Annotated in this window: 18 protein-coding genes; 10 read left to right on the forward strand and 8 right to left on the reverse strand. The window is 71.5% G+C overall.

The genetic code is table 11. The features are described from left to right. Positions 1-12: 12 nt before the first annotated feature. Positions 13-159 carry a hypothetical protein gene (locus WMF29_RS46985; RefSeq protein WP_437326545.1) on the reverse strand — a complete coding sequence of 49 codons (147 nt, stop codon included), beginning with the start codon at positions 157-159 and terminating at the stop codon, positions 13-15. Between the two features lie 427 nt (positions 160-586). Here WMF29_RS46985 and WMF29_RS46990 point away from each other — a divergent pair, with 427 nt between their 5' ends. From WMF29_RS46990 to WMF29_RS47025, 8 genes are all read left to right on the forward strand, one after another. Continuing rightward, positions 587-1675 carry an SDR family NAD(P)-dependent oxidoreductase gene (locus WMF29_RS46990; protein ID WP_437326546.1) on the forward strand — a complete coding sequence of 363 codons (1089 nt, stop codon included), beginning with the start codon at positions 587-589 and terminating at the stop codon, positions 1673-1675. Beyond that, positions 1672-2964, forward strand: a complete 1293-nt coding sequence (locus WMF29_RS46995) for a TIGR04295 family B12-binding domain-containing radical SAM protein (protein WP_437326547.1) — start codon at positions 1672-1674, stop codon at positions 2962-2964. Before WMF29_RS46990 ends, WMF29_RS46995 begins: the two co-directional genes overlap by 4 nt. Next, a complete protein-coding gene (locus WMF29_RS47000) occupies positions 2951-4141 on the forward strand; it encodes a glycosyltransferase family 4 protein (RefSeq protein ID WP_437326548.1) in 1191 nt (396 codons plus the stop codon). Before WMF29_RS46995 ends, WMF29_RS47000 begins: the two co-directional genes overlap by 14 nt. Beyond that, positions 4132-5331: a CgeB family protein gene (locus WMF29_RS47005; RefSeq protein WP_437326549.1), complete on the forward strand. Its 1200-nt coding sequence runs from the start codon at positions 4132-4134 to the stop codon at positions 5329-5331. The genes WMF29_RS47000 and WMF29_RS47005 overlap by 10 nt, the downstream gene beginning before the upstream one ends. A gap of 70 nt (positions 5332-5401) precedes the next feature. Continuing rightward, positions 5402-6412, forward strand: coding sequence for a UDP-glucuronic acid decarboxylase family protein (locus WMF29_RS47010; RefSeq protein WP_437326550.1), 1011 nt, complete (start codon positions 5402-5404; stop codon positions 6410-6412). A 186-nt stretch (positions 6413-6598) separates the two neighbouring features. Beyond that, positions 6599-7378 carry a DUF4328 domain-containing protein gene (locus tag WMF29_RS47015; protein WP_437326551.1) on the forward strand — a complete coding sequence of 260 codons (780 nt, stop codon included), beginning with the start codon at positions 6599-6601 and terminating at the stop codon, positions 7376-7378. A gap of 315 nt (positions 7379-7693) precedes the next feature. After that, a complete protein-coding gene (locus WMF29_RS47020) occupies positions 7694-8269 on the forward strand; it encodes a hypothetical protein (RefSeq protein WP_437326552.1) in 576 nt (191 codons plus the stop codon). Positions 8270-8520: 251 nt separating this feature from the next. Then, on the forward strand, positions 8521-9816 hold the full coding sequence (locus WMF29_RS47025) for a tyrosinase family protein (RefSeq protein ID WP_437326553.1): 1296 nt from the start codon (positions 8521-8523) through the stop codon (positions 9814-9816). Here the strand turns inward: WMF29_RS47025 and WMF29_RS47030 are convergent. The 5 genes from WMF29_RS47030 to WMF29_RS47050 form a co-directional block, all read right to left on the reverse strand. Beyond that, a complete protein-coding gene (locus WMF29_RS47030) occupies positions 9792-10850 on the reverse strand; it encodes an AraC family transcriptional regulator (RefSeq protein ID WP_437326554.1) in 1059 nt (352 codons plus the stop codon). The two genes, WMF29_RS47025 and WMF29_RS47030, sit on opposite strands and share 25 nt — an antisense overlap. After that, entirely contained in the window at positions 10847-11530 is a 684-nt protein-coding gene (locus WMF29_RS47035; RefSeq protein WP_437326555.1) for an aspartate/glutamate racemase family protein, read from the reverse strand. The genes WMF29_RS47030 and WMF29_RS47035 overlap by 4 nt, the downstream gene beginning before the upstream one ends. 31 nt (positions 11531-11561) lie before the next feature. Then, positions 11562-12158: a DUF4291 domain-containing protein gene (locus WMF29_RS47040; protein WP_437326556.1), complete on the reverse strand. Its 597-nt coding sequence runs from the start codon at positions 12156-12158 to the stop codon at positions 11562-11564. 189 nt (positions 12159-12347) lie between these two features. Further along, positions 12348-13568: an FAD-dependent monooxygenase gene (locus WMF29_RS47045; RefSeq protein ID WP_437326557.1), complete on the reverse strand. Its 1221-nt coding sequence runs from the start codon at positions 13566-13568 to the stop codon at positions 12348-12350. A gap of 114 nt (positions 13569-13682) precedes the next feature. After that, the gene (locus WMF29_RS47050) at positions 13683-14636 is read right to left on the reverse strand and encodes a LysR family transcriptional regulator (protein ID WP_437326558.1); all 954 of its coding nucleotides are present in this window, start codon (positions 14634-14636) and stop codon (positions 13683-13685) included. A 74-nt stretch (positions 14637-14710) separates the two neighbouring features. On the opposite strand from WMF29_RS47050, the gene WMF29_RS47055 reads away from it, so the two are divergent. Next, positions 14711-15958, forward strand: a complete 1248-nt coding sequence (locus WMF29_RS47055) for an MFS transporter (protein ID WP_437326559.1) — start codon at positions 14711-14713, stop codon at positions 15956-15958. Between the two features lie 129 nt (positions 15959-16087). On the opposite strand, the gene WMF29_RS47060 is transcribed toward WMF29_RS47055, so the two are convergent. Further along, the gene (locus tag WMF29_RS47060; protein WP_437326560.1) at positions 16088-17278 is read right to left on the reverse strand and encodes a peptide-N-glycosidase F-related protein; all 1191 of its coding nucleotides are present in this window, start codon (positions 17276-17278) and stop codon (positions 16088-16090) included. Between the two features lie 191 nt (positions 17279-17469). Further along, the gene (locus WMF29_RS47065) at positions 17470-18399 is read right to left on the reverse strand and encodes a hypothetical protein (RefSeq protein WP_437326561.1); all 930 of its coding nucleotides are present in this window, start codon (positions 18397-18399) and stop codon (positions 17470-17472) included. Positions 18400-18488: 89 nt separating this feature from the next. Between WMF29_RS47065 and WMF29_RS47070 the strand changes: the two genes are divergently transcribed. Further along, on the forward strand, positions 18489-18809 hold the full coding sequence (locus WMF29_RS47070) for a carboxylesterase family protein (protein ID WP_437326562.1): 321 nt from the start codon (positions 18489-18491) through the stop codon (positions 18807-18809). Positions 18810-19127 lie beyond the last annotated feature (318 nt).

Genomic DNA, 19127 nt, shown 5'->3' on the forward strand with positions numbered 1-19127 from the left:
CACGTTCACGACCTAGCCGTTGACGACCACGTCCACGACCACGTTCACGACCACGACCACGACCACGACCACGACCACGTTCACGCTCACGACCGCGTTGGCGAGCAATGCCGGGGCTCGGGCTCTGGGCGGCGAGCGCGACTGAACGGGCCTGGTCAACACCGAGGTCCCCCTTCGTTTCCGCCCCGCGCCGAGCGCGCTCCTCCCTTCTCCCCCCCGTCCCCGCCCGCTCTCATCGCCTGTCCGAGGGGCGCTCCTCGCCACAAACCCCCTTTGCGACACATCGAGTCTCCGCTGCCATCCGGCGGCGCCGTACCCTCTCCAGGAGCCGCGGAAGGCGCGATATCGATCGTCAGACAAAGCTCCTTCGATCGATTGCGGCTCTCCAGCTCGCATGTTAATCGGTGTCTCCTCAGAGACTCCCGCGCAGCGAGGCGCGGAGCCGGGGGGGACCTCGCGCGGCGGGCGGGCGTTCGGTCTGCCTGTCGCGCTGCGCTGTCGTGCGCCGTCCGCCCGCGAGGCGCTCTCTCTCATCGCCCGCTCACCCGCTCGCCCGCTGCTCGTCCAGACCGGAACGGAGCATCCTATGCCTGACCATGTCCTGATCACGGGGGGAGCCGGGTTCATCGGCTCTCACCTGGCCGACGAGCTGCTCCGAAAGGGGGAGCCGGTCCTCGTCCTCGACAACCTCTCGCGCGGGTTCGTCGAGCGCAACGTCGAGCGCCTCAAGGGGCGTCACGGCGCCGGCGTGGAGGTCCGGGTGTGCGACGTCCGGGACGAGCAGGCCGTGAGCGACGCCGTGCGGCGCGCCTCGTTCGTCTTCCACCTCGCCGCGCAGGTCGCCATCGCGCGGAGCGTCGCGGACCCGGCGCTCGACTTCGAGGTGAACGCGCGCGGCACGCTGAACGTGCTCGAGGCGCTCCGGAAGCTCGACCGCCCTCCGCCGCTCCTCTTCGCCTCCACCAGCAAGGTCTACGGCGCGCTGCCCGATCTGCCGATCGAGCGCGGCGAGGAGCGGTATCGACCCCTGTGCGAGAGCGCGCGCGAGCACGGCATCTCCGAGAGCCAGCCGCTCGATCTCCGGGGCCCCTACGGGTGCTCGCGGGGCGCCGCCGACCAGTACGTCCTCGATTACGCCCGCACCTTCGGCCTCCACGCCGCGGTGCTCCGGGTGAGCTGCGTCTACGGACCCCCGCAGTTCGGCAACGAGGACCAGGGATGGATCGCCCACTTCGTCGCGCGCGCCATCCGCCGCGACCCGATCACCCTCTACGGCGACGGGCTGCAGGTCCGCGACGCGCTGTTCGTCGAGGACCTCGTCGACGCCCTCCTGCGCGCGCGGAGCGCGCTCAAGCCCGCCTCGGGCCGCGCCTTCAACATCGGGGGCGGCCCGGACACGGCGGTGAGCCTCGTCGAGCTGCTCGATCTGCTCGCGGAGCTCGACGGGCGCCGCCCGGTCGTCTCGCTCGCCGCGTGGAGGGCGGGCGATCCGCGGTACTACGTCTCCGACTGCCGCGCCTTCCAGGCGCTCACCGGCTGGGCGCCGCGGGTCGCCTTGCGCGACGGGCTGCGCGCGCTCTATCAATGGCGCCTCGGCGTCGAGGCGCGCCTCGGGGCCGTCTACGCGGACATCCCCGCGTCCGTCCGGATGGACCGGCTGGAGGCCGCCTCGTGAAGGTCGCGCTGGTCAACCCGCCCTGGACCTTCCACGGCAGCGTCTACCTCGGCTGCCGCGAGCCGCACCTGCCGATCGAGCTCGGGTACGCCAGGGCGCTGCTCGACCGCGCGGGCCACGAGGCCGCGCTCATCGACGCCCAGGCGCGCGGGATCGACCTCATCGCGCTGCGCGCCGAGGTCGCGGCGCTCCGCCCCGACATGACGGTGATCGCCACGGCGCCGAGCTACCTCTCGTGGCGCAGCCCCCCGCCCGAGCTGCGCGTGCCCATGGCGGCGGTCGCCGCGCTGCGGGGCCACGGCGGCCTCCTCGTCGCCGTCGGGCCTCACGGCTCCGCGACCCCGCGCGCGGCGCTCCGCAAGCTCGGCGTGGACGTCATCGTCCTCGGCGAGTGCGAGGAGGTCCTCGTCATGCTCGCCGGCGCGACCGAGTCGCGCTTCTGGCAGATCCCGTCGATCGCCTACCGCAGGAACGGCATCGACCACGTGCAGGGGGGCCCCTACGCCGCCTGCCTGAGGACGCTGCCGGCCCTGCGGTGGGACGGCGCGACGATCGCGCGGCACGTCCACCACCACCACCGCTTCGACGCGGTGCCCGACGGGCCGAGCGCCGAGATGGAGACCTCGCGCGGCAGCCCCTGCCGCTGCGCCTCCTGCGCCAGGGACGGCGCGCGCGACAGGCTCCGGAAGCGCCCGCTCGCGACGGTGCTCGACGAGCTCGACGCGCTCCTCGCCGAGGGCGTGCGCCACGTCTATTTCATCGACGAGCGCTTCCTGCCCGACCGGGCCCTGCTCGAGGAGCTCTGGGCGCGGGACGTGGTGTTCGGCGTCCAGCTCAGGATCGACAGCTGGTCGCGCGAGATGCTCGATCTCCTCGGCCGCGCGGGCTGCGTCTCGATCGAGGCCAGCGTCGAGCGCCCGTCGATCGAGGGGATGGACGCGCTCGCCAGGCGGTGCAGCGCGTCGACCGAGGAGCTCACCGCGCTGCTCGTCCACGCCCGGCGGAGCGTGCCCTTCGTGCAGGCCAACCTGAGCGACGCGGGCTCCGGCGACCCGGCCGAGGCGGCGTCGTGGCGGCAGCGCCTCCTCGGGCTCGGCGTGTGGGCCAACGAGCCTGTCCCCGCGTTCCCGTACCCCGGCTCCCCCGCGTACACCCGGCGGTGGGGGGCGCCGGACGACGGCGCCTGGGAGCGGGCGCACGCCCATTATATCGCCGAGCACCGGACGTTCGGGGATCTGCCGGACAGCCGGCCGCTGCCGCTCACGGAGCTCGAGCATGGCGCGCGTTGACCGCGGATCCCCGGGCGCCGCGGCGCCGCGGCCCGGCCGGGTGCTGATGACGGCCGACACGCAGGGCGGCGTGTGGACGGTCGCGATCGAGCTCGCTCTGGCGCTCTCTCGCGCCGGCGTGGCCACGGTGCTCGCGATCATGGGCGGCCCGCTGTCGCCCGCGGCGCGCGCGGCGGCCGCCGCGATACCGGGCCTCGAGCTCGTCGAGAGCGCCTACCGGCTCGAATGGATGGATGACCCGTGGGACGACGTCGCGGCCGCCGGCGACTGGCTGCTCGACCTCGAGGAGCGGGTGCGGCCGGACCTCGTCCACCTGAACGGCTACTGCCACGCGGCCCTGCCGTTCCGGGCGCCTCGCGTCGTCGTCGCGCACGCCTGCGTGCTGTCGTGGTGGCGCGCGGTGCACCGCCTGCCGGCGCCGGTCCGCTACGAGCGCTACCGCGCGCGGGTCGCCGAGGGCCTCCGGGCCGCGGACGCTGTCGTCGCGCCGAGCGCGGCGATGCTGAGCGCCCTCGCGGGCGAGTACGGCGCGCTCGGGCTGGGCCGCGGCCATGTCATCCCGCACGCGCGCGACCGCAGGCGGTTCGCGCCGGCGCCGAAGGAGCCGTTCGTCTTCGCGGCCGGCCGGCTCTGGGACGAGGCCAAGAACCTCGCGGCCCTCGAGAAGGTCGCGCCCCACCTCGCGTGGCCCGTGATCGTGGCCGGGAGCGACGTCGCGCCGGGCGGCGTCGGCCGCCGCGCCGGGGAGAGCCTCTGCTCCCTCGGGTGGGTGGACGAGCCGGAGCTCGCGTGGTGGATGTCGCGCGCCGCGATCTACGCCTCCCCGGCGCGGTACGCGCCGTTCGGCATGGCCACCCTGGAGGCCGGCCTCTCCGGCTGCGCGCTCGTGCTCGGCGATCTGCCCAGCCTGCGCGAGGTCTGGCGCGACGCCGCCCTCTACGTGCCCGCGGACGATGCGCGCGCGCTCCTCGCCGCGCTCGACCACCTCGTCCGGGACGCCGCGCGCCGCGAGGCGCTCGGCGCGCTCGCCCGCCGGCGCGCGGTGCGCTTCAGCCCGCGCGCCATGGCCCGCCGCTACCTCGACGTCTACGCCGTCGCGCTCGCCGCCCGCCCGCCGGCCCCCCGGCGGGTCTGCCCTCCTTCGTCGCCTTCACCCTGCGGGACACCATGCAAATAGCCCTCTTCTGCCACTCCTTGCTCTCCGACTGGGACCACGCGGACGCGCACTTCCTCCGCGGGATCGCGGCCGAGCTCGACGCGCGCGGCCATGACGTCCTCGCCTTCGAGCCCGAGGACGCCTGGAGCGCTCTTGGCCTCGTCGCGGCGTACGGCCCGGACGCGCTGCGCGAGGCTGCGGCCGTCTATCCGCGCCTCCGCCCGCGCCGTTACGCGCTCTCCACGCTGGACCTCGACGCCGCGCTCGCCGGGGTCGACGTCGTGCTCGTCCACGAGCGGAGCGACCCGGAGCTCGTGCGGCGGCTCGGCGAGCACCGCGCGCGCACGGATCGTTATCGCCTTTTCTTTCACGACACGCACCACGGGCTCATCACCGATCCGGCCGCGATCGTGCGGCGCGATCTCTCGGGGTACGACTGCGTGCTCGGCTTTGGAAAGAGCGTTTGCGATCTCTACCTGAGCCGCGGCGTCGCGCGGCGCGCGGTGGTGTGGCACGAGGCCGCGGACGTGCGCCTGTTCCGGCCGCTGCCCGGGGTCGAGAAGGAGCGCGATCTCGTGTGGATCGGCAACTGGGGGGACGGCGAGCGGACGGCGGAGCTCCACGAGTTCCTCGTCGAGCCCGTGAAAGCGCTCGGGCTCCGCGCGCGGGTGCACGGCGTGCGTTACCCCGATCGCGCGCTCTCGGCGCTCGCGGACGCCGGCATCGAGTACGCCGGCTGGCTCCCCAACCACCGCGTCCCGGACGCCTATGCGCGCGCCCGGATCACGGTGCACGTCCCGCGGCGGCCGTACGCCGCGTGGCTCCCCGGCATCCCCACGATCCGGCCTTTCGAGGCGCTCGCGTGCGGGATCCCGCTCGTGAGCGCGCCGTGGACCGACGTCGAGCGCCTCTTCTCGCCTGGCCGGGACTACCTCGTCGCGCGCACGGGCGCGGAGATGATGGAGCACCTCCGCGCGCTCCTCTCGGACCCGGAGTTCGCGCGCGGCGTCGCCGAGCACGGGCGCCGGACGGTGCTGGCGCGCCACACGTGCGCGCACCGCGTGGACACGCTCCTCGACCTGATCGACGAGCTGCTCTTGCTGCCGTGTTACCGGCTCGGCGAGGCGGCGGAGGACGACGTGGAGCGGAGCGGCCCTGCGTCCGGCGTTCGCCGCTGCGACCCGGGCCGCTACCGGAGCCCGCTCGCGTGAGGCGTTGCGCGGCGGGGGGGCGGTCTCGGCGGTTCACGAGGGGCGGTGTTGCGACGACGGAGGTGTTCCGATGGGTGACGCGAACGGGAGGACGGTGGGGAGCGGCATGCGCGTCCTGGTGATGGGGGGCGCCGGCTTCATCGGCTCGCACCTGTGCGAGCGGCTCCTCGTGGACGGCCACGAGGTCATCGCGCTCGACGATTTCTCGACGGGCTCGCCGGCCAACGTGGCTCACCTGATGCGCAGCAGCCGCTTCTGGCTTGTCGAGCACGACGTGGCCCTGCCGTTCGACTACGAGGTCGACAGGATCTACCACCTGGCGTCGCCGGCGAGCCCTGCGCGCTGGCGGGGCGATCCGGTGCGCTCCACGCTCACGAACGTGATGGGCACGCTGCACGCGCTCCTGTGCGCCGAGCGGCACGGCGCGCGGCTCTTGCTGGCGTCGTCGGGCGATGTGTATGGCGATCCCGACGTCGACCCGCAGCCGGAGAGCTACCTCGGGCGGGTGGATCCGGTCGGTGTGCGCGCCTGTTACGACGAGGGCAAGCGCTGCGCGGAGGCGCTGGTGATGGCCTTTCACCGTCAGGGGCGTGCGTCGGGGCGGATCGCGCGGATCTTCAACACCTACGGGCCGCGGATGGCGATCGACGACGGGCGCGCGGTGAGCAATTTCATCGCCCAGGCGCTCCGGGGAGAGGAGCTGACGGTGTACGGCAGCGGGTCGCAGGCGCGGAGCTTCTGTCACGTCGACGACCTGGTGGAGGGGTGTTTGCGGCTCATGGAGCACCCGGCGGAGGTGGGGCCCGTCAACCTGGGGAATCCGGTGGAGGTGACGGTGCTCGAGCTGGCGCAGGAGATCGTGCGGCTCACGGGGAGCGCGAGCCGGATCGCGTTCCGCCCGCTGCCGGAGGGTGATCCGATGCGGCGGCGTCCGGCGATCGATCTGGCGCGGCGGGCGCTGGGGTTCGAGCCGCGGGTGCCGCTCCGGCAGGGGCTCTACGCGACGATCCAGAGCTTCCGCCGCGCGCTGGCGGGGCTGGACGAATGCGCGCGGCGAGGGGAGCCGGCGATGGCGAGCTGACGGATTGCCGCCCTGCGGTTGCGGTGTTCGCGGTGTCCGGGGCGGAGCGGGCGCCTCGAAGCGCACGATTGTCACGTGTGCTCCTCGGCCGCATCGGTTGCGATGCGGCGCATTCCGCTGATAGCCTCGCTCGCCGTGAGTGGTTGGGCCGAAGCTCGGGAGGGGTGGAGCCGCGACGTCCGAGTCGTGCGCCGGCGCGCTCGTCTGGCGATTGCCGGGCTGATCGCGATGGGGGCGGTGGCGGCGTTCACGGCGCTGGTCGGGGCGTGGCACGTCGTGTTGCTCGGCTCGACGGACGTCTCGGCGCCGACGTGGCGGCTTGCCAACACGCTCCGTGAGGTCGGGGGTTTGCTCGAGCTGGGGTTGGGGCTCCTTGCGAGCGTGGTGTTCCTGCGCTGGCTCTCCAGGGCCGTCGCGCTGGCGGGTGAGCTGGATCCCGTGCGGGGTTTTCACTGGACGCCGTCCGAGGCGGTCCTGGGATTCTTCATTCCCATCGTGAACCTGGTGCAGCCGTACAGGGTGCTGCGCGATCTGCACGACGGCCTTGCTCCGGCGGGGGTGCCCGAGCCTGCGCCGCGCCCTCTCCTGGACGGCGGGGGTGGTTACCGGCGCGTCGAGATGGCGCACGCCCCGCGGGCGGGCGCGGTGCACCATGCCGCGCTCGGCGCGTGGTGGGGGTGTTATGTCGCGAGCCGCGGGCTCGGGTGGCTGGCCTCGTCCATGCCGGATCTGACCACGGCGGAGTTCATTCGGTCCCGGTACGCGTTCATTGCGTCCGACGCGGCGTCGATCGCTGCTGCGTGCCTCGCGGTGCTGATGGTCCGGGCGATCGACAGCCGGGTCGCGGAGCGCCATCGAAGGTTGGCGTACGCTTCCGAAGAGGAGCTCGACCAGCTCCTCGTGGAGCGCGATCTCCAGCTGCGGCGGGACATGGCGAAGATCGCCGACTTCGACGATCGCGAGTAGGGCCCGCGCCTCCCGGCTGAGACCTCTCTCGGCGGCGCAGCTTCAGACCGGCGGTGTTGCACCCGTTGCACCCGTTGCACCCGGTTGCACCCAGGCTGGCCCCGGCGTCGGGCCTCCGCGGGCATGGCGGCCACGAGGCCATGTGGCGGAGCAGGCCAGGGGCGAGCGGGGTACCGCGAAATCAGCCGATTTCTCGCCCGGCATGGCTGTTGCTGAATGGCATTGCGTCGCGACGACACGATGAACGGGGGCGCTGAAGAGCGCCCGATCTGTCGCGCTGACCATCGCAATTTTCTTTTTCGTGAGGAGCAAACTATGTTGATCCGTAATACGTGTGCGGCTGTTTTGGCTTCGCTGCTCGGGTTCGGGTGCGCCGTCGACGCTGGGGACACGGGCGATCTCGACGAGGATCGCGTGGCGCTCGATGGCGCCGCCGACGAGGAGGCCATCGGGAGCGACGCCGAGGCGCTCGCCGTCGGTGCGCCGCGGCGGCGTGCGAGCTTCAGCCAGCATTACGGCGGGAACATCGTGGAGGAGGACCATTACCCGGAGTTCGGAGGCATGTGCGCTCCTGGGTATGAGCGCGTGAGGGTCGACGTGAGCTGGAACGGGAATGGAGCTTGCGAGTTCGCCGGCTGGGTCAACCCGGGCAATCCGGCCGACTGTCGCGCGAAGCTCCATGTGCACACGAACGCCTTCTGGGGCGGCGGCACGTGCACGGCCACGAGCTTCGAGGCGCGCAGCAACCTCTACACCTGTGCCGGCAGGACCAGGAATTACTGCGGCGGGGCCGGCCCTCAGGACGCGGGTGGAGGCCCGGTGTGCTTCTGCGACAACCTTTGCACGGTGTCCGGGGATTGCTGCCCCGACTACCAGCAGGTGTGCCGCTGAACCACGCGCGTCACATGCGCACGTGAACGCGTTCACTTGCGCATGTGAACGCGTTCGCTCCCCTCTGTGAAGGCGCAGCCGATGTCGCGCCGTCGATGGATCCGTCGAGCCTCGAAATCGTGCGCCCACGCGGCGCCGCCCGCTGGCGCGGTAGGCCAACGCTTTCGTCGCGCTCGGCCAATGCGGGGGCGCGCTCGCGTCTTTATAAACGCCTCATGAACGACGGAGCTCCCGTCCGAAGGAGGCAGGACATGACACGTGAGTTGCATCGACGAGCGTTCGTGCGTGGGATGATCGCAGCGGCGTCGGCGGCGTGGCTCGGGCTCTCGCTCGGCTGTGGCGCCGACACCTCGGGGGACGCCGGCGACGCGGGCCCGGGAGCCCAGGCGATCGTCCGCAAGAGCGCCTCGGCGATGACCAGCGAAGAGATCGACAGGTTCAAGCGAGCCTACGAGTACGCCGTGGCGAACGGCTTCTTCGACGTCTTCAACGACGAGCACTACGACCACCACCGGCATCGCCACCACGGCGCCGACCTGCAGGCCACCTCGCCGATGACCATCATGGTCATGGACGAAACGTCGGGATACCGGCTCCTGCCGTGGCACCGGGCCTTCCTCCTCGAGGCGGAGCAGATGCTCCGCGCCGCCCTCCGCCAGCGAGACCAGGAAGAGGGCATGGACCCGAGCGAAGCCGATCTCCTGTTCATTCCGTACTGGGACGCGGCGCACGATCAGGACCTGCCGCACTGGGTCCACGGCTTCGAGCCCAAGGGCGGGACGGCCATCGTGCCGCCCGGCCTGCCCGAGGGGCACGCCGGGTACGGCAAGGCGGTGGGCGAGCGCTACGACATCGTCTTCGGGCGCTGGCCGGGCAAGAACCTGGTCTTCGATACGCTGCAGGCGCCCGAAGACGTCGAGCGCATCCTCGCCGAGCGCACGTTCGCCGATTTCTACGATGCGCTCGACGTCACCCCCGAGCTCCGCATCGAGAACTATCCCAAGGCGCGGGCGGCGCTGGATGTGCTGGAGGTGAAGCTGCCGGAAAGCGCGGCCGTCCAGACGCTCGTCGACGCTTTCGGCGGACCCCCGAGCAGCTCGCAGCAGGGCGCGGAGACGACCAACGCCCTCTTCGAGATCGGCTGGATCGGAGCCGTCGAGGCGCAGAAGGCGGCGCCGGACACCGAGCTCGTCGGCGCCGTCAAGGATGTTTATGGCCTCTTCAACTTCATGCCCCACGTCCGGATGCACCTGTGGGCGGGCGGGCTCGATCCGGCGAACGCGGACGTGCGCGGCACCGTGACGTATTTCAACGAGCTGACGGTCGATCCCGTGTTCTGGATGCTCCACGGCGAGCTCGATCGCACCTGGTATACGTGGGAGAAGACGCACGCGGACGAGCCGCCGCTCGAGGGCGACGACCGGAGCTTCAACCCGCTCACCGCGAGCGAGGGCGCCTGGTACGGCGGCGGAAAGACGTACACGCTCGACGATCTCACCGCGCACGACGCGCTGCCGTACGTCTACGATGTGCTGTTCGACGGGTGACGCGCCGCCGCGCGCGGGTGCTCTCGCGCTGGGCTCCCCGCGCCGCGGCGGTAGGCGGCCGGCGTCACGCCGGTCCAGCGCTTGAAGGCGCGGTGGAACGTGCTCACCTCGGAGAACCCGAGCAGGAACGCGATCTCCGAGATCGCGTCGCGCGACTCGCTCAGGTAGCGCACGGCGAGATCGGCGCGCAGCCGATCGAGCACCGACGAGAGCGATGTGCCCTCCTCCTTGAGCCGCCGCTGGAGGCTGCGCGGGCTCATGCGCAGGCGCGCCGCGATCGCCGGCAACCCCGGCTCGCCGTGGGCCAGCTCGGCCGCGATCGCGGCGCGCGCGCGCTCGAGGAAGCTCGCCTCGGCCGGCAGCGCTGCGGCCAGCGAGGCGAGGTGCTGGTCGAGCACCTCGCAGAGCAGGGGCTCCGCGTGCGCCTGGGGCCTCGCGAGGAGAGCGCGATCGATCACCAGCTCGTCGTGGGCCTCCCCGAAGCGCAGGCCGGCGCCGAAGAGGTGGCGGTGCTCGTCGGCACGCGCGGGCGCGGCGTGGCGAAACCGCGCGGCGCGCGGGGTGAACGCCGGGTCCGCGCCCCGCCTCGCGAGGACGACGAGGTTGCCAAGGAAGAACTCGACGGCGTGGCGCGAGGGCGCGGGGCTGCTCCGGGGCGGCTCATGGCGGAGCAGGGCGACATCGCCTTCTATCCGGATGTCGAGGGAGGGGCCGATCGCCACGACGCGGAGATAGCGGGCCGCGCGCGCGTAGGCTTCCCCGACGGTTGCGCTGCTCCGCACCGCGAACCCCAGCGCCCCGAGGCTGCCCACCGGCAGCCTCTGCGCGAGGCGCAGGCCGAAGCTGTCGTCGCGGACGAGCCGGGCGGCTTCGCTCCAGAGCCGGGCCTCGATCGCCCGCGGAAAGCGCATGTCCGGATCGGCGAGGTCCCCCGGATCGACCCCGGCGGCGGCGAGCAGCTCCGCGGGCGCCACGCCGTCGGCCGCGGCGCCGGCGACGACGGCCTGGAAGACCTTCACGGAGATGTCGCTCACGGCTCTCCGCGGAGCTGGGAGGCATGGTGTTCCGCTCTCGATCGATAACGCGACACGGCGGCCTCCACGCCCGATCTCGAGCTGCTCAGAACGGGGATCCCGAGGTGACGGACCAGCTCGGCCGCGGGGGCCATCGACGCCTGGGCCAGAAGCACGAGATCGCCCGGGAGCGCCGTCGCCTCGATCGTTTTGGCGATCTCGCCGGCATAACCAGGATGGTCACCCCTCTCGAAGAGCCGCCACGCTCGCTCGCACAGGACGTCGACGACATCGATCGAGCGCCCCCCGTTGGAGGCTATCTGACGCAGCAACGCGCCGGTGGGCTGAAAGGTGCTCCGGAGCGCGGCCACGACGAGGATCCGGCGGCCGCTCGCGACGGCTTGCTCTGCCATCGGGCGATCGATCCGCATCACGAGACAGTCCGACACGGGGACAGCCTCCGCGACGCCGCCGAGCGTCGAGCAGGTGCACACGATGACCCTCGCGCCCTCGTTCGCGAGCGCCCGAACGACGGCGGCGGTGGCCGAGCGGATGCCGTCGGTGATCGCGCCGGCCGCCAGCGCATCCGCGAGGAGGCTCTCCTGGACCTCATGCCGGACCGGAATCGCGTCGTCCGCGTCCCGAGCGAGGCGGCTGAACGTCTCGACGTGGACGGGGGAAGTATGAAGAAATGCGAGCATGCTCCTCGGTGTCCGGAGGCGGCGTGCCTCGTCATGGGTCGATGAGCAGCCGCCTGGCGATCCTCTCATCGACGGCGTAGGGCCTCTCGCGAGGCAGCGATTTGGCCGCGCTGTCCGCGTGGCCGGCCTGAATTTGCTGGTACATCTTCCGGACCAGGGGAGTTCGATCCTCGATGGCGACGACCCAGCTCTCTGCGTACTCGCGGATGAGATCGCGGCCGATGCCGACCTGGATGCTGTAGCAAGGCAGCGGGCCGCCTCGGAGGTTCCGTTCGGTGTCCCATTGAATGTGGACCTTGGCCTCGGCGAACGCCTTGCTCCACTCGTCCGGCGAACGAAACACCGTCGCTTCGGGCGAGGTGAGGACGGCGAGGGAGAGCGCTTGCTCCCAGCCTGTCCGCCGGATGCGGACGGCGAGGATCCGCTCCTGCCCCGCCTTGCGCCCCCAGTTGCTGCGGTGCATGAGCCAGAGGAACGACGGCTTGATCCATGTCATGCGGCCGAACGAGAACGGAGCGACGAAGCGCTGGGCAGCGAGCGCAGGCTCGGCGATGGCCGGCGCGTAGGCCTGGTACATGACGATGGTCTCCGCGTCGTAGTCCGCTCGGATCTCGTGAAGCTTCGGCATGCGGTCCACTCTTCGCGATCGCTGTGGTCTGAGGGGAGACTACCCCCGAAGGCGGCGCTCAGGCGAAGGACTTGATGAGCATGAGGCGTCCGCGCGCGCGGCGCGCCGCACGACCACGCCGCCGTGCGCGGCCGGCCCAGGCGCGTGGACCTCGACGAGCGCGCGAATGAGCGGCCGCCGGAGATCCGATCACCGCGCTCGCGCCCGCGCGGAGGGACCGGGTTTCGAGTAATCGGGGAGCTCGATCGTGTCGTCCGCCGAGGAGCCGATCCACCCCGCGCCGCGCCGCAACAGGGGACTGGACGCAAGCCGGAGGACCCTGTGGAGGAGTGAAACGCCGAGCCTCGACCTCGGGTACACGATCCAGGGGACACCCGGCGGGAGCTTCTGGGCCCGGTCGACGTAGGGCCGCATGAGCTCTTCATAGGCCGCGAAGGCGTCTCGATGGTCGGCGTGCCGCGACAGCTCTCCCGCGAGCACGTAAGCGCCGACGAGAGAGAGGCTCGCGCCCATTCCGCTGAGCGGCGACGCACAGTACGCAGCGTCGCCCACGAGCGCGGCGCGGCCGTGGGACCAGCGCGGCGCCATGACCTGGCTGACGGCATCGAAATAGACATCCTCTGCGTCACGCAGCGCGGCGAGCACCCGCGGCGATTCCCAACCGGCATCGGCGAAGACGCTCGCGATGAGCGCCTTCTGCTCGGCGGCGCTCAACCTCTCGTAGCCGCGCGGGGGCGACAGGAACCACAGCGACGCCCGCGTGGTGCCCACATTGTCTGGACGCAGGATGATCGATCGTCTGCCGGGGGCGAGGTACCAGCGAGCCCAGGCGCCGTCGGACGCTCCGCGGGGAATCGTGAAGTAGCTGCCGTAGAGGTTGAGCGGGCGGATCCTGGGCTCATCGCCGACGATGAGCGTACGGGTCCGCGAGCGGATGCCGTCGGCGGCGATCACGAGGTCGACGTCCCGCTCCGAGCCATGCTCGAAGGTGACCGTCACCCGGTCGCCGTGATCTCGGAGGCCCGTGATCTGGTCGCCGAAGAGATACTCCGTCGTGTCTCGGGTGCGTTCGTAGAGGATCCTGGCGAGGTCGCCGCGAAGGATCTCGAGCTCCTGTGTGAACCCAGCCCTCTCCGACGTCGCCGCGGGGAACTCGGCCACGGTCACGTCGCGATCGTCGACGAAGCGGAGCCCCTGCTCCCCCGTCGTGGCGGCTCGGATGTCGCCTTCGATCTCCATGCGGCGCGCGACCTCCCGCGCCGCGCCCTGGACGTCGATGTTCTGCCCGCCGAGCCGGAGCGCGCCGGCACGCTCCACGACGACGGGTCGGAATCCGTAGCGCGCAAGCCAGAAGGCGAGGGCGGGACCGGCGATGCTCGCGCCCGAGATCAAAACAGTACGATGTTCCACGGATCATCAGCTCCTGTGTCTTACGTTCCGCGCGAAGCGTCCTGCCGGCGTCGCGATCCATCGTGGCGCATGGCCTATCCCATCCCCGCATGTAGGCCGCGAACCTCCGGCGGATCAACCGCGACGGGCCGCCGCGGCGCCGTCGACCACCGCCGGAACGGACTCCCGCATCGCCTCGATGAAGCGGCGCAGCCGGGCCGGATAGAAGCGGGCCTGGGGGTAGACCAGGTGGACCGGCAGCGGATCCGCCTGCCACGACGGCGCGAGGTGCAGAAGCCGCTTCTGCGCCAGGTCGTCGGTCAAAAGCCAGGACGAGGCCACGCAGACGCCGAGACCCATCAGCGCTGCGCTGCGCAGCGCATACAGGCTGTCCGTGCTCATGCGCGGGCGGATCGCGAGCTCGATCCGCTCACCCCCCGACGCGTGGGTCAGCGCGATCGTGTCGCGGTAGTAAGTGCGCAGCGCGAGCCAAGGCAGGTCCGCCAGGTCCGATGGATGAGCCGGCCGCGCTCCCCGGCCCACCACCGAGGGCGCGGCGGCCACGATGCGCGGCACCTCGGTCAGGCGGATCGCCACCACGGCCGGATCGGCCACCGCGCCGACCAGGATCGCGCAGTCGATGCCGTCGGCGATGAAGTTCGGCTGCCCGTCGTGCAGCAGCCACTCGACCGAGACGCGCGGGTAGCGGCGCAGGTAGTCGGCCAGCGGCTTGACCAGCTGGTGCTGGCCGAACGCGTGCGGAACGACCACGCGGAGCGTCCCGTCGGGCTGGTCGCGATCGCCTCGCATGTCCGCCGCGAACGCCTCCAGGCTGGCCAGCAGCGCCTTGGCGCGCTCGAAGCACCGTTCGCCGTCCTCGGTCAGCTTCATGGTGTGCGTGGTGCGCTGCAGCAGCGGCAGCCCCAGCGAGCGCTCCAGCGCCTGCAGGCGCCGGCTCACGGTGGGCTGCGTCGTTCCGAGCAGGGTGGCCGCGGCCGACAGGCTGCCCGCCTCGACGATCCTCACGAAGGTCTGCAGCAAGCCGATGTGGTCGAGCGACGAGGGCGAGGGGGGCGCCGGTCTGGTCATACGCCGACGGTATAACCATCGTGCGTTCCATGCCACTACAGCGCTCGATCGATGCTTCCCATACTCGGTGTACCATGCACGCCATTCAGTTGACGCATACAGCCCCCGCCGACCAGCCGCCGCCCGCCGCGTCCGCGCCGCCCCTGCCCGCCGCCCTGGTGCTGCTGCTGGCCACCGGAGCGGGCCTGGCCGTGGCCTCGATCTACTACAGCCAGCCCATGCTCGGCGTGCTGGGGGCCGAGATCGGCGCCTCCGACCGCGCGCTCGGCCTCGTGCCCACGCTCACGCAGCTGGGCTATGCGCTGGGCATCCTGCTGCTCGCGCCGCTCGGCGACCGCTACGACAGGCGGCGCATCATCCTGGCCAAGGCGGCCCTGCTGGCGGCCGCGCTGCTGCTCGGCGGCGCGGCGCACGCGATCGGCACGCTGCTCGTCGCCAGCCTTGTCACCGGCCTGGCCGCGACCCTGGCGCAGGACATCGTGCCCGCCGCCGCGACGCTGGCCCCGGAGGCGCATCGGGGCAAGGTGGTCGGCACCGTGATGACCGGCCTGCTGCTGGGCATCCTGCTGTCGCGCGTGATCAGCGGCTTCGTGGCGGAGAATTTCGGCTGGCGCGCGGTGTTCGTCGCCGCCGCGGCCAGCATCGCCCTGCTCGGCGCGGCGATGTGGCGCAGCCTGCCGCGCTTCGCGCCGACGACGCAGCTGAGCTACGCCGCGCTGCTCGGCTCCCTGGCCGAGCTGTGGAAGCGCCACGGCGCCCTGCGCCGCGCGACGCTGGCCCAGGGGCTGCTGTCGGTGGGGTTCAGCGCGTTCTGGTCCACGCTCGCCGTGATGCTGCACGGCGCGCCGTTCCACCTCGGCAGCGCGGTGGCGGGCGCCTTCGGCCTGGCCGGAGCGGCCGGCGCGGTGGCGGCGCCCCTGGCCGGCCGCATCGCCGACCGCAGCGGGCCCGAACGGGTGACGCGCATGGGCGCCGCCCTCGCGTTCGTGGCCTTCGCCGCCATGGCGCTGTCGCCCCTGCTGTCGGCCCATGGACGGCTGTGGCTGCTCGGCGCCAGCGCCGTGGCCTTCGACCTCGGCATCCAGGCGGCGCTGGTGGCGCATCAGACCATCGTCTATGGCATCGAGCCCGGCGCGCGCAGCCGTGTCAACGCCGTGCTGGTCGTCGGCATGTTCGTCGGTATGGCCGCCGGTGCCGCGCTGGGCAGCGTGCTCTTCGCCCGGTGGGGCTGGCTGGCGGTGACGGCTCTCGCCTCGTCGGCGGCGGCCAGCGCGCTCCTCGTCCGGCTCTGGCCGGCGGCGCGCCCGTCTCCGCGCGCGTGACGGTTCACCTGATCTGACGGCCATGATGTCGAATCGCGGGCCCTGTATCACGAGGATGGCCACATGCGCAGCGACGAGATCGAGCGCTGCCGGTGCGCTCAGGCGGGACAGGGCCCCTCGACCAGAGGATCATCGATACCCGATCAGCACCGTCGACAGCTCGTACCCCGGCTCCGTATGGGTCCCGCCATCGTAGTCGCACCCGGCCCCCAGCGTGCACCCATCGCAACTGGGGCTGTCGGGCCGACAGGTGTTTTCGTAGCCAGCGACGTCGTACGCCACCTTCACCGCTCCGGTCCCCGCGACGTCGGCGGTGAACTCGATGGTCCAAGGGCGCACGTCGGCGCCAGGGCACCAGCCGGCGCGCGGGTAGCGGTAGGTGCCCTGCTGACCGGGTGCGGCCGTGGTGGCGCAGTCGTCACGCCAGATCCTCTCGGCGTGGGGCACGGCGCCGACAGTGAGGGTGTGCTCCCTCTCGCAGAACTCGGCGCAGTTGTCGGCATTTCCCTGCCCATGGCCGGTGATGAACGAACGCAGCGCGTAGGACGAGGCGCCCGCGGGGAGCGGGATGTCGGCGGGCGGAGCCGCCCCGGCGATGGGCCTGGCGGGGTCGCCGTAGACCACGCGGCGTGGGCTCCACACGGGGATGACGGCGACCGGGATCTTCGCGGGCACGCCGCCCTTCATCTCGAAGCTGGCATGGAGCAGCCAGCCGTCGCCGTACGGCGATCCCGGCCCCACCGTGGTATCGATGAAGGCGCGCAAGGTGACCTCGCCGGCGAGCAGCGGGCGCAGGTCGGTGACGTCGAGATCCCAGCTCGCACCCACATGGTAGGGCGTGATGAAGCGCATCAGCTCGATCACCGCGTCGCCCGCGGGGTCCTTGGCCGTGACGAGGCCGAGCGACGCCAGGCGAGCCCACGGGTCGCAGCCGCCCGGCGGGCACTCGAGCGAGAGATGCAAGGTGATCCTCTCGTAGGTGCCGGTGTTCGGGAACGACACCGGCGCGTCGACCACGCGCCGGTCGTCGTCGCTGGTGAGATAGAAGGGCGTCTCATCGAACGGGGTCACCGTCGTGTCGGTGCCCGGTCCCTCGACCATGCCCCCGGCGCCACCTGCGCCCCCCGCGCTGCCCGCGCCGCCGGATGCGCCTTCGCCCGAGCCCGTGGTGCTGTTGGGGCTGGCGCCGCCCGAGCCTGTGGTGCTGCCGGAGCTGGCGCCGCCCGAGCCGGTGGTGCTGCCGCGGCTGGTCTCGCTGCTGCTACATGCGGCCGCGAAGACAACGAGGAGCAGCGGGAGCAAGGCGCGCGTCGATCGCATGCTCTCATCCTACGCCATGGCGGCGTCGCGCGCGTTCCTCAGGCGAGCATATCTAGCCATCGCGTGGGGGCGCTCGACAAGTGTGAGACGACCCTCCACGAGGAGCACCGCCCGCCGCGCCTGCACGAGCGTAACGCGCGTCGTGCAGGCGTGAGCCCCGGCATCACCGCTGAATCACGGCATCGCGATGATCAATCGTCCGCATCCGGATCGTCACCGGCTCCGGGCTGATCCTTCTCGGTTTTCGAGTCGAGTGGTGCTCTGGTCCTCCGTGCCCGACGGGCCTGGCCGATCGCGGCGTGGCGCGGGCTTGCGGGGCGGGTCCCCATCTGCTTGCGCGCCCGTGAGCCATCTGCCTTCGCCCGAGAGCGCGAGCCGACCGATCGGCCGGTCCCTGGTGACTCAACGGCCTGCGTGTGGTTCAACTCGCAAAATTCCCGCTGATATGGATAGGAGCGAAATAGCAACAGGAAACCCGTCGGCCCTCCCTCGGCGAGGATGGCGCCGTCGTCGTGCTCTGCACAGTGAGGCACGCCCACTGCGATTCGCTTGCCCTTGTACACCCAGAAGCCAACGCCGATCGCCGCTGTCATGGCAAGGCCGACGGCCGCCATACCCACGCTCGTCCCGACGTCGGTTTTCATGGTCTGCACAGGGAGAACCTGTGTGGCTGGTGCGCCGCAGACGACGCAGCCCGGCGGCCATCGGTAGCGGTCGGTCAACGCGGCGCCGAAGATTGGTTCGTCGGCGACGCTGCCCGGATCCACAGGCCGCAGCTCCCCAGCCTCCGCGCGGAGGAAGCGGCTGCACTGCATGCAGAGGATGCCGTCGACGCGCCTCGTGCGCTCGACGTCGTGAATCTTCGCGCCACACACGGGGCAGGGCGCGCTCCCGGCCCCGGCGAGCACCTCGCCGACCAGGATGCCGACAGCGCCACACCCGCAGAGAAAGGCTCCCATCCCGGCGATGAACGAATCTTCCGTCCAGTCCAGCGCGGCCGCGAGCGTGAGGCCAGCGCACGCCAAAGCGAGAGCGATGATGTAGGCGATCAGCGTGCGCGTCTGCGCACGAGCGCGCACGACGGTGCTACGGGGAAGAGCGGGATCGCGATAGGGAGTCATCGTTCCTCGGCTCGGCGACGTTTCTACCGCGAAGCGTACACCACGCAGCGTCGCGGAGGTATACGCATGCGCACCTGGTTCCGACCGCGATGCGCGCCGTAGCAGCGTCCCCGTCGGCCGGGTCCGCGCTCCCCGAGCTCAGATCGCAGGACCCCGATCTCCCCTCGACGGGGGAGTACGGTCTCGAAGATCAGCGCGCAGCGCTCGAGTGGGTGAAGGTCGACATCGCCGCTTTCGGCGGGGATCCGGGCAAGGTCACCCCGTTCGGCGAGCCCGCCGGCGGCATCAGCACCTGCATGCACCTCGTGTCCTCCGAGGAGCCAGGGCCTGTTCCAGCGCGCGATCATCCAGAGCGGGCCGTGCGACACCGCCGCGCAGCCTCAGGCGCTCGGACGCAATCAAATTCATGATTCTTTGCATTATTTCACACGATAGTTTTCGAAACTGAATCAACGAGATCGCGCGTCCTGCGTGCAGCCATGTCGCCGAGGACGGGTGGCACGCCAAGCGCCTGAGGATCCGTGCCGAAGTCCGGAAGAACCCTACTGGCGCACGTGCCGAAAAGCGACTATGCAATGCGCCACCGTCGGCCGTAGGGCGATGGGAGAGATGATTTTGAACTGCTGAGCTTGACAAGGCTCCTTTGTTTGCCAATAGCGTTCGTCGCACCGAAAGCGACGGCCCGCCACGCCGGTACGAGCGCGGCGTGCGTCGTGCAGGTGTGAGCC

It is taken from the genome of Sorangium sp. So ce381 (genome assembly GCF_051473845.1).
In the GTDB taxonomy this organism is placed as follows: Bacteria; Myxococcota_A; Polyangia; order Polyangiales; family Polyangiaceae; genus Sorangium; species Sorangium atrum.